This is a genomic window from Mycobacterium florentinum (assembly GCF_010730355.1).
GTDB classification, from domain to species: Bacteria; Actinomycetota; Actinomycetes; order Mycobacteriales; family Mycobacteriaceae; genus Mycobacterium; species Mycobacterium florentinum.
The window spans coordinates 2,478,345-2,492,193 of record NZ_AP022576.1 but is presented as its reverse complement, the minus strand read 5'-3'; the positions used below and the strand labels follow the sequence as shown (position 1 = coordinate 2,492,193).

General features: G+C 69.9%; 4 protein-coding genes and 1 pseudogene. 2 read left to right on the top strand and 3 right to left on the bottom strand.

Annotation, left to right across the window (positions count from 1 at the left end; translation table 11 throughout):
• Positions 1 to 121 precede the first annotated feature (121 nt).
• Complete coding sequence (locus G6N55_RS11575; RefSeq protein WP_085219651.1) at positions 122 to 3,631, bottom strand: non-ribosomal peptide synthetase; 3,510 nt, start codon at positions 3,629 to 3,631, stop codon at positions 122 to 124.
• Positions 3,632 to 3,734: 103 nt separating this feature from the next.
• Between G6N55_RS11575 and G6N55_RS11570 the strand changes: the two genes are divergently transcribed.
• Both G6N55_RS11570 and G6N55_RS11565 read left to right on the top strand, forming a co-directional pair.
• A complete protein-coding gene (locus G6N55_RS11570) occupies positions 3,735 to 5,411 on the top strand; it encodes a (2,3-dihydroxybenzoyl)adenylate synthase (protein WP_085219652.1) in 1,677 nt (558 codons plus the stop codon).
• Between the two features lie 90 nt (positions 5,412 to 5,501).
• Positions 5,502 to 10,625 (top strand): type I polyketide synthase, encoded by a 5,124-nt coding sequence (locus G6N55_RS11565; protein WP_232078980.1) that lies wholly within the window; start codon positions 5,502 to 5,504, stop codon positions 10,623 to 10,625.
• A 10-nt stretch (positions 10,626 to 10,635) separates the two neighbouring features.
• On the opposite strand, the gene G6N55_RS11560 is transcribed toward G6N55_RS11565, so the two are convergent.
• Positions 10,636 to 13,011, bottom strand: coding sequence for a glycoside hydrolase family 65 protein (locus G6N55_RS11560; protein ID WP_085219656.1), 2,376 nt, complete (start codon positions 13,009 to 13,011; stop codon positions 10,636 to 10,638).
• Positions 13,008 to 13,794: pseudogene (locus G6N55_RS11555) on the bottom strand (beta-phosphoglucomutase family hydrolase). The gene G6N55_RS11560 and the pseudogene G6N55_RS11555 overlap by 4 nt, the downstream one beginning before the upstream one ends.
• Positions 13,795 to 13,849: the final 55 nt, after the last annotated feature.

The following is a 13,849-nucleotide window of genomic DNA, read 5'->3' as shown; positions in this document are numbered from 1 at the left end:
GTCAGTTGACTAAGCCCGAGTGTAGTCGGATGGCTACAGTTTCGGCAAGGGGTCATGGGCGTACCACATTCCCGCCGCAAAGCAGCAGGTCAAGTGAGGAATTCGACGAAATTGCCCGTTGTCAGGACGCCGGGGAGTCCAGTGCGGAGGCCACCTCGTTTTGCTCCATCTCCGCCACCTCGAGGTAGACCTCGGCCACCTGGGCCAGTCGGTCGCTGCCCGCTTCGCGGCCCTGAAGCAGCGCGGCCAGCGCCGACACACTGCGCGCGGCAAAGATGTCGGCAACCATCACGGTTGGCGTGTCCAGCCAGGCGCGCACGCGGGCGACCAGTTGGGTGGCCAGCACCGAATCTCCGCCGAGGCCGAAGAAATCGTCGTCGGCGCTCACCGACGCGACCCGCAGCAGGCCGGCGGTGATATCGGCCAGCGCCCGTTCCAGCGGCGTCGACGCGGCCCGTTGACCCGTCGCGGTATCGGCGGCGCGCTCCTGCACGGCGAGCGCGAGCCGCTCGCCGGCCACCTTGCGGTCGATCTTGCCGCCGACCGTGTACGGGATCTCGGGGACCAGCACGATCAGGTCGGGAACCATGTGCGGGGGAACGAATCCGGAAACCGCTGCCGTCAGCTGCGCCGGCGTCAGCGCGGGATCGGTGACCCGGACCAAAGCGGCCAACTGCTCGCGTTTGGCGTCCCCTGCGACCGGGATCACCGCGGCCACGGCACCGTCGACCGACTCCAGCCGGTTCAGCGCTCCCTCGACCTCGCCGAGTTCGACCCGATAGCCGCTGATCTTGACCCGGTGGTCGGCGCGGCCGACGAACTCCAGCGTTCCGTCGGGTAGATAGCGCGCCAAATCGCCGGTGCGATACCAGTTCTTGCCGTCGTGCTCGACGAACTTGCCGTCCGTCAGGTCCGGCCGGCCGCGGTAGCCGCGGGCGATGCCGCGCCCGCTGACCCAGAACTCGCCGGGAACCCAGTCCGGGCAGTCGGACCCGTCCGCCGCCACCACGCGGCAAGCGTTGTTCGGTAGCGGGTGGCCGAACGGCACCGCGGCCCAGTGCGGCGGCAACTCGCCGGGCTCGCAGATGGTGTTGTGAATGGCCGTTTCGGTGGCGCCGCCCAGTCCGGCGACCCGGACCCCCGGCGCCTGGGCGCGCAGCGCGCGCACCATCTCGGTGCGCACCCAGTCGCCGCCGGTGGGCACCACGCGCACCGAGGAGATCCGTCCCGAGTTCACCGCGACCAGCATCTCGAGCCAGCCGGGCAGCCAGTGCAGCACCGTGACCCGGTGTTGTTCGATCAGCCGCGCCCAGGCGTCGGGGTCGCGCCGCTGTTCCTCGTCGACCACCACGATCGAGCCGCCCGCGCGCAGCATGCCGAAGATGTCCAGCACCGAGATGTCGCATTCCAGCGTGGACAGCGCCAGGCATCGATCGTCGGCGCCGATGTCGAAGTGGGAGTTGATGAACTCGACGGTGTTCATCGCGGCGTCGTGGCTGACCTCCACGCCCTTGGGTTCGCCGGTGGAGCCCGAGGTGAACAGCACGTAGGCCACGTCGGCGGGATCGGTGGCGGACGGCTCGGTGTCGTCGACTCGGGGCAGGCCCTGCGCGATCGCTTCCGACACGGTCAGCGCGGGAACCGGCAGTTCGTCGAGCCCGGGCGTGCGCGGCCCGCACGCCAGCGCCGAGTGCACACCCGCGCCGCCCAGGATGCGCGCGGCACGGTCGGCCGGCTGGTCGACGCCGATCGGCAGGTACACCCCACCGGCGGCGTGAATGCCCAGCAGCGCCGGGATCTGTTCTGCGGTCTTGGGGCCCAGCACCGCGACCGCGTCGCCGCGTCCCACCCCGCGTGCCCGCAACGTCGCAGCCACGGCAAGGACCTGCTCGCGCAACTGCGCATAGCTGAGGTCGCCCAGGCTGCTGTACACCGCGGGCGCATCGGGATGCGCGGCGGCGGTGCGAAAGAAGCCGTGGTGCAACGCTTCTGCGCTCGGCACGGTGGTCACGCCATTGAGCGTGGCGCGCAGGGCGCGCTGTTCGGGCGGGAGCGCGGGCGGGTCGAGTGCCTCCCAGGCGTCGTCGTCGTTGGCCAGCCGGATCAGCTCGGCGACGTGGTAGGCGAACATCGCGTCGGCCACGCCCGGCCGGAACGCGTCCGCGCGGACGTCCCAGTTGACCAGCAGGCCGCCGTCGAACGGCGTGGCCTGGGAGTCCAGCAACACCTGCGGCCCCTGCGAGATGTGCCAGACGCACTTGCCGAACTGTTCGGTGACCTCGCCGTCGAACAGGTCGCCGAGCCCGAGTCCGCTGGTGAACACGAACGGCGCCAGCGTGGGCATGCCGCGATGCCGGGTCAGGTCGCGCAGGATCGACAGCCCCGAATAGCTGGAGTGCTGGGCGCTGGCGTGCAGCGACTCCTGCAAGACGCGGGCCCGGGCCGCCGCGGTCGGTGCGTCGGTGAGGTCGACGTCGAGCATCAGCGACGTGGTGAAGTCGCCGACGAGTTTCTCGACGTCGGGGTGGAACGGCTCGCGGCCGAACATCGGCAGGTTCAGCAGGAATCGGGAATTGGTGGACCAGCGCGCCAGCGTCCCGGCGTAGGACGCGGCGATCGCCATCGCCGGGGTGATGCCGCGCTTGTGCGCCGCGGCCAACAGCGCCTCGCGGATGTCGGCGTCGAAGTAGTGCCAGAGCCGGATGTTGCGGCGCGGATTGGCCTGCTCGGACGGTGGCACCAGCGGGGGAGACGGCGGTTCGGGCAGGTCCGGCACCCGCTCGGCCCACCACTGACGGTCCGCCTCGGACACCGAGGTGGCGGCCGTCAGCGCGGCCCGGTACTGCCGATAGGTGTAGCCCAGCTCGGGCAGGTCGCCGCCGCGGTAGAACACGGCGAGGTCGGCCATGAAGTTGCGGTAACTGACGGCGTCGGCGGCCGACATGTCCATGTCGACGTGCAGCCGGGTGCGCCCGTCGGCCATTAGCGTCAGCGCGATTTCGAGGACCTCGCCGTGCAGGATCTGATGAGATTTCGCGTCCCGGATCTCGGCCAGCCGCGCTTCGGCACCGGCGGCGTCGAGGTCGCGCAGGTCGACCACCTCGACCGGCAGCGTGCGGTCGGTGATCCGCTGGGTGCCGTCGGGCAGGATCTCCACGCGCAGCATCGGATGGCGGCGGGCCAGCGCTGCCGCGGCGGTGCGCAGCTTTTCCGGGTCGACGCCGGCGCCGTCGAACTCCACATACAGGTGCGGGGCCACGCCGCCGAGCGCTTGTTCTTCGTTGCGGCCCAGCCACAATGCGTGCTGGATGGGTGCCAGGGGAAAGGTGTCGCCGCCGTCATCGTCGTGCGGGGCTTCGGGCTGCTCGTCGGTGGTAGCGCTCTCGCTCGCGCTTTCGCCGAGCGCCGCGACCAGCCGCGTCCATGCGGATACGGTGGGGTTCTCGGCCAGGGATGCGAAACCGATGTCGATGCCCTGCCGGCGCCACCGCCCGGACAGCGACATCATCCGTATCGAGTCGAGTCCGGAGGCGATGAGGTCGGCTTCGGGGTCCAGTGCGTCGGGGGTGACGCCGAGCAGTTCGGCGACTTGCTCTCGAACGTTCAGTGCGCTCGTCGCGGCGCGACCCATTGTGTGAAACCTCTCAACAATTAGTGAAGGCTGTCCTAACTATGCGGAGGCTACCCTATATTTGTTTGCGGACTTAAATTACCCTGAAAGGGCGCTAACCGCGATGAGCACCGGATTCCATCCCGATGCCGAGGTCAAACACGACGAAAGTGTTGACCTCGCAACGGGATTCGTCCCGTTCCCGGGCGACCGGGCCGACGCCTACCGGAGGGCCGGCTATTGGGCGGGGCTGCCGCTGGACTCCATCTTGCGCGAGGCCGCGCAACGTTGGCCGGATCGCCGCGGCATCGCCGATGCCCACACCAACTACACCTTCGCCGAATTCGACGCGCTGGCCGATCGTATCGCCGGCGGCCTGACCAACCTCGGCTTTGCCGCCGGCGACCGGGTCCTGCTGCAGCTGCCCAACTCCTGCCAGTTCGCGCTGGCGCTGTTCGGATTGCTGCGCGCGGGTGTGGTGCCGGTGATGTGTCTGCCCGGCCACCGCACCGCCGAGCTGAGTCACTTCGCCGACGTCAGCGGTGCGGTTGGGATGGTGATCACCGACAAGGCGGGCGGCTTCGACTACCGCGAGCTGGCCACCGCGCTGGTCCGCGAGCGGCCGCAGTTGACGAAGGTGCTCGTCGACGGCGAACCCGGCGATTTCCGGGCGTGGTCCGAGGTGCAGAACTACGCGGGCCCGGACGTCCGGGCAAACGTGGCGCCGGACCCGGGCCTGCCCGCGTTGCTGTTGGTGTCGGGCGGCACCACCGGGCTGCCCAAACTGATCGCCCGGACTCACGACGACTACCGCTACAACGCGTCGGCGTGCGCGGCGGCCTACGGGATGACCGGCGACGACGCCTACCTCGTGGTCCTGCCGGCCGGGCACAATTTCCCGCTGGCCTGCCCGGGGCTGCTGGGTGCCATGACCGTCGGCGCCCCTACGGTTTTCACCGACGATCCCAGCCCCGAAGCCTGCTTCGCGCTGATCGACCGGCACCGGGTCACCGTCACGGGTCTGGTCAACGCGCTCGCCAAGCTGTGGGCCCAGGCCTGCGATTGGGAGCCGGTGCTGCCGGCCTCGCTGCGGGTGGTCCAGGTCGGCGGATCGCGGCTGCTGCCCGACGAGGCGCGGTTCATCCGGGAGAACCTGACGGCGGGCATGCAGCAAATCTTCGGGATGGCCGAGGGGATGCTGAACTTCACCCGGCCCGGTGACCCCGTCGACGTGGTGGACAACCTGCAGGGCCGGCCCATGTCGCCCGACGACGAGATGAAGGTCGTCGACGAGAACGGCGACGAGGTGGCCCCCGGCGAGGAGGGCGAGCTGCTGGTGCGTGGGCCGTACACGATCAACGGGTACTACCGCGCCGACGAGGCCAACGCCCGCTCGTTCAGCCCCGACGGCTTTTACCGCAGCGGCGACCGGGTGCGGATCTTCGCCGACGGACCACGGGCCGGGTACGTCGAGGTCACCGGCCGGATCAAGGACGTCATCCACCGGGGTGGCGAGACCGTCTCGGCGTCCGACCTCGAAGAGCACCTGCACGCGCATCCGGCCGTGGCCGACGCGGCGGCGGTCGCCCTGCCTGATCAGTACCTTGGTGAAAAGATCTGCGCGGCAATAGTTTTCAAGGATAAGCCGGTCACCCTGGCCGAGCTCAACGGATTCTTGGACGGCCGCGGCGTCTCGGTGCACAGCAAGCCGGACGTGCTGGAGGCGATGCGTTCGCTGCCCAAGACCGCGGTGGGCAAGGTGGACAAAAAACAAATAGTCGCCAGTCTGACACAGGCATGAACGCGCTGGCGCACTTGGGATTTAACTGACATGACAATGAATGGTGGCTCCAATGACCAACTTTCGGCACCGAGTGTGACGACAAACGCGATGCCGGAACCGATCGCCGTCATCGGCCTCGGTTGCCGCCTGGCTGGTGATGTCACCACCGCGCAGGCCTTCTGGGATTTCCTGCTGGCCGGCGGCAGTGCGGTGCGTGAGGTGCCCGCCGAGCGGTGGGAGCCCTACCTGTGGCGTGACCCGCGCAACGCCGCGGTGCTCAAGGAGACCACACCGTGGGGCACCTTCATCGACAACCTCGCGGGATTCGACGCCGAGTTCTTCGGTGTCTCCCCGCGCGAGGCCGAATTGATGGACCCGCAGCAGCGGCTGGCCCTCGAGGTCAGCTGGGAGGCGCTCGAACACGCCGGGGTGCCGCCCCGGTCGCTGGCCGGCAGTGACACCGCCGTGCTGATGGGCGTGAACTCCGACGACTACGGCAAGCTGCTGATGGAAGACCTGCCCGGCATCGAGGCCTGGACGGGCATCGGCACCTCGCTGTGCGGGATCGCCAACCGGGTGTCCCACCTACTCGATCTGCGCGGGCCCAGCGTCGCGCTGGACGCCGCGTGCGCGGCCTCGCTGGTTGCGGTGCATCAGGCCTGCCAACTGTTGCGCTCCGGCGAGACGGCGCTGGCCCTGGCCGGCGGCGTCAGCGCGCTGATCGGCCCCGGGTTGACCCGCGTGCTCGATCAGGCCGGCGCGACGGCCCCCGACGGCCGCTGCAAGACCTTCGACGCGTCGGCCGACGGCTACGGTCGCGGTGAGGGCGCGGCCGTGGTGGTGCTCAAGCGGCTCGCCGACGCCGTGCGCGATGGTGACCGGGTGCTGGCCGTGGTCCGCGGGGGAGCGGTCGCACAGGATGGTCGCACGGTCGGCATCATGTCGCCCAACGGCGCCGCCCAGGCCGATCTGTTTCGGCTGGCCTGCCGGTCCTGCGACATCGACCCGGCCACCGTCGACTTCATTGAAGCACACGGAACCGGTACTCCCACAGGCGATCCCGTCGAAGTCGCGGCGCTGGCCGAGGTGTACGGAGCCGCTCGGCCCGACGATGACCCGGCACTCGTCGGCTCAGTCAAACCGAACACCGGTCATCTCGAGGGCGGTGCCGGCGCCGTCGGCCTGATCAAGGCCGTACTGGCCCTGCACCACCAGCGGATTCCGCCGACCGCGGGCGTACGCAATCTCACCCCGGCCGTCGATTGGGACACCAGCGGCCTGCGGGTGCCGACCGAGTCGCAGGCCTGGTCGCGCCGGCCCGGCCATCCCCGCCGGGCGGCGGTGTGCAGCTACGGCTACGGCGGCACGCTCGCGCACGTGCTACTCGAGGAGGCGCCACCCGCGTCGAGGGTCGCACCGCAACCCGCGGAACCGGTTGTGCCGGTGGTCATTCCGCTGTCGGGCCGCTCGGAGAGCAGGCTGGCCGCGCACGCCACGGCGCTGGCCGAGCACCTCGGCGACCGGGCGATCTCCCTGCCCGAAATCGCCGCGACCCAGTGGGCCCGCCGCAGCCACGAAGCGGTGCGCGCGGCCGTGGTCGCCGAAAGCACCGGGGAACTTCTCGACGCGTTGAGCACGCTGGCCGCCGGCGGGCGCGACGCCGCGCTGGTGCGCGGCAGCGTGCTGCCCGCCGCGTCCGAGGGCGCGGTGTGGGTGTTCTCCGGCCACGGCTCGCACTGGCCGCAGATGGGCCAGGAGTTGCTGGCCGGCGAACCGGCGTTCGCCGCCGTGATCGACGCGATCGACCCGATCTTCGGCGCCGAACTGGGCTTCTCCGCGCGCGAGGCGCTGACCTCGGGTGAACTGGGCGGCACCGACCAGGTGCAGGCACTGACCTTCGCCATGCAGGTCGGCCTGGCCGCGGTGCTGCGCGAGCGAGGCGTGCGCCCCGCGGCGGTGATCGGTCACTCCGTCGGCGAGGTCGCCGCGTGCGTGACCGCGGGCGTCTTCAGCCTGGCGCAGGGAGCCGCCGTGGCGTGCTACCGCGCCCGCGGATTCCGCAAGGTGATCGGCGAGGGTGCGATGGCGCTGGTGCCGCTGTCCTTCGCCGATGCCCAACAGCGGCTCGGCGCCCGTACTGACGTGGTCGCGGCCATCAGCGCGTCGTTGACCTCGACCGTGGTGTCCGGTACTGCCGCGGCCGTCGACGAGGTGGCCGCCCGCTGGGGCGACGAGGGCCTGGTCGTCCGGCGCGTCAAAACCGACGTCGCGTTCCACAGCCCGGCGATGGACGCGCTCACCGCCGACCTGGCAAGGCTCACCGCTGCGCTGCCGGCGCCATCGCCGGCCGGCATTCCGCTGTACTCCACCGCGCTGGCCGACCCGCGGTCGCCGGCGCCGCGTGGTCCGGACTACTGGGTCGCCAACCTGCGTGACCGGGTCCGTTTCGCCGAGGCGGTCTCCGCGGCGGCCGAGGACGGGCACCGGCTCTTCCTCGAGGTCTCGGCCCATCCCGTGGTGTCGCATTCCATCGCGGAAACGTTGCTGCACTTGGACATTGACGAGCATGCCGCCGTCGGCGTGCTGCGCCGCGACCAACCCGCCCGGCGTTCGGTCGCCGCGGCGGTCGCCGCCTTGCACTGCTACGGCGCACCCGCCGGCGACGGTGTCGCCTCCGCCACGCCGTGGGCCGCCGACCTGCCGGGCACGCAGTGGCAGCACCGCGACTTCTGGCGGATCCCGAGCGCGCCGCCGGCGGGCCGCGGGGTCCACGACACCGACAGCCACACCCTGCTCGGTGGCCGGCTCGAGGTCACCGGCACGGTGCCCGCGCGGGTCTGGGAGACGCGGCTGGATATGACGACCCGGCCCTACCCGGGCAACCATCCGGTGCAGGGCACCGAGATCGTGCCGGCCGCGGTGCTGCTCAACACGTTCCTGACGGCCGCGGGCACCGATGTGACGGACGTGCATCTGCGCACCCCCGTCGCGCCGGGGCGCACCCGCGATGTGCAAGTGGTGCTGCAGGATCGGGCGCTTGCCATTGCCACACGCCTGGTCGACGACGAGGGGCCCGAGGTCGGCGGCTGGCTGACGCACTGCACCGCGATCGCTTCGGTCACCGACGATCGCGAGGTCCCCCGGCTAGACGAGACCGCGGTCCGGGTCCGGTGCGCCGAACAGTTGCCGCCGAACAGTGTGGTGGACAAGCTGGCCAAGCTGGGTGTCGCCGAGATGGGCTTCGGCTGGGAGGTGGTCGATCTCTGGGCCGGTGCCGGCGAATTCCTCGCGCAGGTGCGCGCCGAACCGGACGGGTCACACCCGTCGACATGGGCCGGGCTCATCGATGCCGCCACTTCGGTGGCGTCCACGGTGTTCGACGGCGCGCCCCGGCTGCGCATGCCCGCCCGCATCGAGCGGATGAGAGTCCTTGGCGCGCCTTCCGATTCGATTCTGCTTCACGTCCGACGACGCGATCAGGGCACCAGTACCGACGTCACCATCGCCTCGCTCACCGGGAGACCGCTGGTGGAAATCACCGGGATGGCGTTCGAGGAACTCGAGAACACCGGCGGCGACGTGTCTCGGGTGATACACCGAATCGGCTGGCAACCAACACCCTTCGACGTCGACGCGACGCCGGCCGAAGTGGTGCTGCTCGGTGGCGATGCCGCCGTCCAGACGTGGTGCGAACGCGACCTGTTGGCCGCCGGTGTCGCCCACCGGGTGTGCGCCACACCCGCCGATCTCCCCGCCGAGCTGGGCTCCGACGCCGTGGTGCTGGTGTTGCCGCGCGCCGGCGACAGTCCGGTCGATGCAGTCGACACCGTGCTGAAGACCCTCAAAGCGCTTCTGCACAAAGGCATCTCGGCGCGACTATGGACCCTGACCCAGGGTGTGCACGAGGGCACCGACGTCAGCCGGTCGCCGCTGTGGGGGTTGTCGAGGGTGGCCGCCGCCGAACATCCCACGCTGTGGGGTGGCGTGCTCGACCTCGCCGAGGACCGGCTGCCGCTCGGCGCGCTGGCCACACTCAGCGGCCACGCCGTGGTGGTGGTTCGCGACGGCGTCGCGCACACTGCCCGGCTGGCCAATATCGTCGGCGCCACCGGACCGGCGATGGAATGCACACCGGCCGGCACCTACCTGATCACCGGCGGGACCGGCGTGCTGGGCCTGCGCATCGCCGAGCGGTTGGCGGATCTGGGTGCGCGCCGCGTGGTGCTGCTGTCCCGGTCCGGACTCCCGGAACGCTCGGCGTGGGCCGCCGCGGAGAATCAAAGCCAGATTCGCGCGGTGTCCGCGCTCGAGGAGCGCGGCGTCTGGGTGCACTCGGTCGCCCTGGACATCGCCGCGCCCGGCGCGGCCGGCGAACTGCGCTCCGTGCTGGCCGACTTGCCGCCGGTGCGTGGCGTGGTTCATGCCGCGGGTGTGGAAGCCGGTGTGTTCCTTGCGAATACGACGATCGACGAGATCGCCACGACCATGCATCCGAAGGTCGACGGAGCGCTCGCCCTGCACGAGATGTTCGCGCCCGGGGAACTGGACTGGATGGTGCTGTACTCCTCGTGCGGCTACCTGGCCGGCTTTCCCGGCCAGGGTGCCTACGCCTGCGGCAACGCCTTCCTGGACGCGCTGGCCCGGCACCGGCGCGGGCTGGGCGACGCCACCACCAGCGTGGCCTGGACGGCGTGGCGCGGCCTCGGGATGGGCTCGGACTCCGCATACATTGCCGCGCAACTGGATGCGCTGGGGATGGACACCATCGGCGCCGACGACGCGCTGCGTGCCCTGGACGTCGCGATGCGGTCGCAGGAGGCCAACCCGGTGGTGTTGCCGGTGCTCCCGAATGCCACGTCGGTACCCATCCTTGCCGACATCGCGGCCGCGGTCGCCGCGGATTCGGTGCAGCAGAACGGCTTTGAACAAGTCGGCCCGGGCGACATGGACACCGAGGAATGGGTGACGCAGCAGGTCCTCACCGCGGTGGCCGCCGAACTCGGCCTGTCCGCCGACAGCGTCGACGCCCGGATGCCGCTGGTCGAGATCGGCGTGGACTCGATCATGACGGTCGCGCTGCGGCGTCAGCTCGAGAAGCAGACCGGGCTGGCACTGCCGCCGACGCTGCTGTGGGAACACCCCACCGCGGCCGCCGTCACGGCGCGCATCGTTGAGCTGTTGGACAGCGAGATCGCCTCTGCCGCAACTGAAGACGGCGCGCCAGTGGTGTAACCGCCCGGGGTTACTTGCTCCCGAGCTGGTGGGCCTGCGCACGCCGGTGCGTGGGCTCGCAGCCGGGCGGTTGCGGCGGCGGTGGCAGCAGTGGCTTGCGCTGACGGACCGCGATCGTCTTGGGTGCATCCGTCTTGAGCAGGAGTTCGTCGCCGGCGTGCCGGATGGCCAGCTCACCGCTGTCCCCGTCGCTCAGGGTGTAGGTGACGTCGTTGTGGTTGGCGTCGACCATCAGCCGAAAATCGCGCCACCGCACCCGGAATCGAAGCCGCGTGATGCCGTCGGGCAGGGCTGGGTCGATCTCGAGGATGCCGTCGTCGTCGCGCAGGCCGCCGAAGCCCGCGACGATCGCCATCCAGGCGCCGGCCAGTGATGCCATATGCAAACCGTCGCGGGTGTTGGAGTGCAGGTCGCGCAGATCGATCAGCGCGGCCTCGTAGGCGTAGTCGTGCGCGAGCTCGAGATGCCCTACCTCGGCGCACATTACGGCCTGACAGCACGCCGACAGCGACGAGTCGCGGACCGTGCGCCGCTCGTAGTAATCAACGTTGCGGGCCTTCTGTTCCGGCGTGAACGCGTGGCTCTGCCACTGCATCGCGAGCACCAGGTCGGCCTGCTTGATCACCTGCGCCGGGTAGAGGCGCACATACGGCTCGTGTAGCAGCAGGGGATATTTGTGCCGGTTCTCGAAATCCCACTCGGCGAACTTGGTGAAGCCTTCGCACTGCTGGTGGACGCCCAGCTCCTCGTCGTAGGGGATGCTGACGGCGTCGGCCGCGTCGCGCCAGGAGGCCGTCTCCTCGTGGGTGACGCCCATCGCCTCGGCCGCCTCGGGGTGACGGTTGCAGGCATCGGCGGCGACGACCAGATTGTGTGCGGCCATCAGATTCGTGAAGACGTTGTCGCGCACGATCGCGGTGTACTCGTCGGGGCCCGTGACGCCCTCGAGGTGCCAGACGCCGTGGCGGTCGTGATGCCCCAGCGACATCCACAGCCGGGCCGTCTCGACGAGCACGTTCAGGCCGCAGTCCGCCTCCAGCGACTGGTCGCCGGTGACGACGCGATAGCGCTCGAAGGCCATCGCGATGTCGGCGTTGATGTGGAAGGCCGCGGTGCCGGCCGGCCAGTAGCCGGAACACTCCTGACCCCGGATGGTCCGCCACGGGAAGCTGACGCCCTCGAGGCCGAGTTCCTTCGCCCGGTCCCGGGCCAGATCCATCGTCGACGCCCGCCATCTCAGCGAGTCGGCGACGGCGTGCGGCAGCGTGTACGTCAGCACCGGGAGCACGAAACCCTCGGTGTCCCAGAAGGCGTGGCCGTCGTAGCCCGTTCCGGTCAGCCCTTTGCTGGGGATGGCGCGGCGTTCGGCCCGGGCGCTGGCCTGCACCAGGTGGAACAGCCCGAACCGCACGGCCTGCTGGGATTCGGAGTCGCCTTCGACCTCCACGTCCGCGTTGGCCCAGAAGTCGTCGAGGAACTCCCGTTGCGCCTTCACCAGCCCGTCCCACCCGCTGTAGCGGGCGCTGTGCAGCGCGGCGGCGACCTGGTCGCGCAGCGCTGGCCGCGAGCGCTGGCTGGACCAGCCGTACGCGAGATATTTGACGATGCGCAGCTTCTGGCCGGGACGCAGCCCACAGATCACGGTGGTGCGCGCCAGGTCGGCACGCGCGTCGTTGGTGACCTCGACCCGCCCGGGAACCTCGACGATGTGATCCATCCCCGCGGCCATCATCAGCTGGCTTGCCCGGGTGCGGTGCATCAGGAGGGCGCCGCAGTCGGTCTCGTCGTGTTCGACGGCCTCCAGCGGGTTTTCCAGGATGGCCGCCACCCGGGGGTCGGCCGACGTCGTCGGCTGGTCCTCGTTGGTGACCAGCTCCGACTGCACCGTGACGCGGACGAACTCGTTGACCGCCTCCACGCAGTACTCGATGGCGGCGACACTGCGGTGGGCCAGCGAGACCAGCCGGGTGGAGGTGACCCTGACTTCCTTGCCGACCGGCGAGCGCCAGTGCGCGTTGCGGGTCAGCGTCCCGGCCTTCATGTCGAGAACGCGCTCATGCGAGAGGAGTTCGCCGTACCGGACGTCGAACGGTTCGTCCTCGACGAACAGGCGAATGATCTTGCCGTTGGTCACGTCGACGACGGTCTGACCCGCCTCCGGATAGCCGTAGCCGGCCTCGGCGTAGGGCAGCGGCCGGATCTCGTAGAACGAGTTCAAGTACGTGCCCGGCAGGCCGTAGGGTTCGCCCTCGTCGAGGTTGCCGCGTAGCCCGATGTGCCCGTTGGACAACGCGAACAGCGATTCGGACTGGGCTATCAGGTTCAGGTCGAGCCGCGTCTCGCGGACCACCCATGGTTCGACCGGGAAGGCGTCCTGGCTGATCATGCGTCCAGCAATTCTGCGAGGTCGGTCACCACGATGTCGGCGCCGTTCTTGAGGAGATCTTCGGCCTGGCCTACTCGGTCAACACCTACCACGTAGCCGAAGTTACCGGCATGACCGGCCGCCACCCCCGACAGGGCGTCCTCGAAGACGGCGGCCGCGTCCGGGGTGACGTCGAGCAGCTGGGCGCCCCGCAGATAGGAATCGGGCGCGGGTTTGCCTTTGATGTGTTCCTCGCGCAGTGTCACGCCGTCCACGCGTCGCTGGACGAACCGTTCCAGCCCGGTGATCTCGAGCACCTCGCGGGTGTTGGCGCTCGAGGACACCACGGCGATGCCCAGGCCCGCGGCCGAGGCCGCCTCCAGGTAGCGCCGCGAGCCGTCGAACACCTCGACGCCGTCTCGGTCGAGCACCTTTTGGAACATCTCGTTCTTGCGGTTGCCCAGGCCGTAAACGGTCTCGGCGGCGCCGGAGTCGTCGTGATCGCCGTCGGGCAGTTCGATGCCCCGGCTGTGCAGGAACGAGCGGACCCCGTCCTCCCGCTTCTTGCCGTCGACGTAGGTCCGGTAGTCCGCGGCGGCATCGAAGGGAACGAACGGCTCCCCGGTGCGCTCGGCTCGCTGGGACAGGTAAGCGTCGAACATGGCCTTCCAGGCCTTGGTGTGCACGCTTGCGGTATCGGTGAGCACGCCGTCGAGGTCGAACAGACAGGCACGCACCTTCTCGGGCAGACCCAGCACAGAGGATCCTCACTGTCGGAGTAGTCGGGCGATACCACTCCACCATGCTTGCCCGCAGGTCGCCAGCGAACTCACATTCTCGCGACGCGCCCGCCGCCGCG

Bases quoted from the DNA above. Each gene is read 5' to 3' on its own strand.
- G6N55_RS11575 (WP_085219651.1), bottom strand. From the start codon at position 3,631: ATGGGTCGCGCCGCGACGAGCGCACTGAACGTTCGAGAGCAAGTCGCC.
- G6N55_RS11570 (WP_085219652.1), top strand. From the start codon at position 3,735: ATGAGCACCGGATTCCATCCCGATGCCGAGGTCAAACACGACGAAAGT.
- G6N55_RS11565 (WP_232078980.1), top strand. From the start codon at position 5,502: ATGCCGGAACCGATCGCCGTCATCGGCCTCGGTTGCCGCCTGGCTGGT.
- G6N55_RS11560 (WP_085219656.1), bottom strand. From the start codon at position 13,011: ATGATCAGCCAGGACGCCTTCCCGGTCGAACCATGGGTGGTCCGCGAG.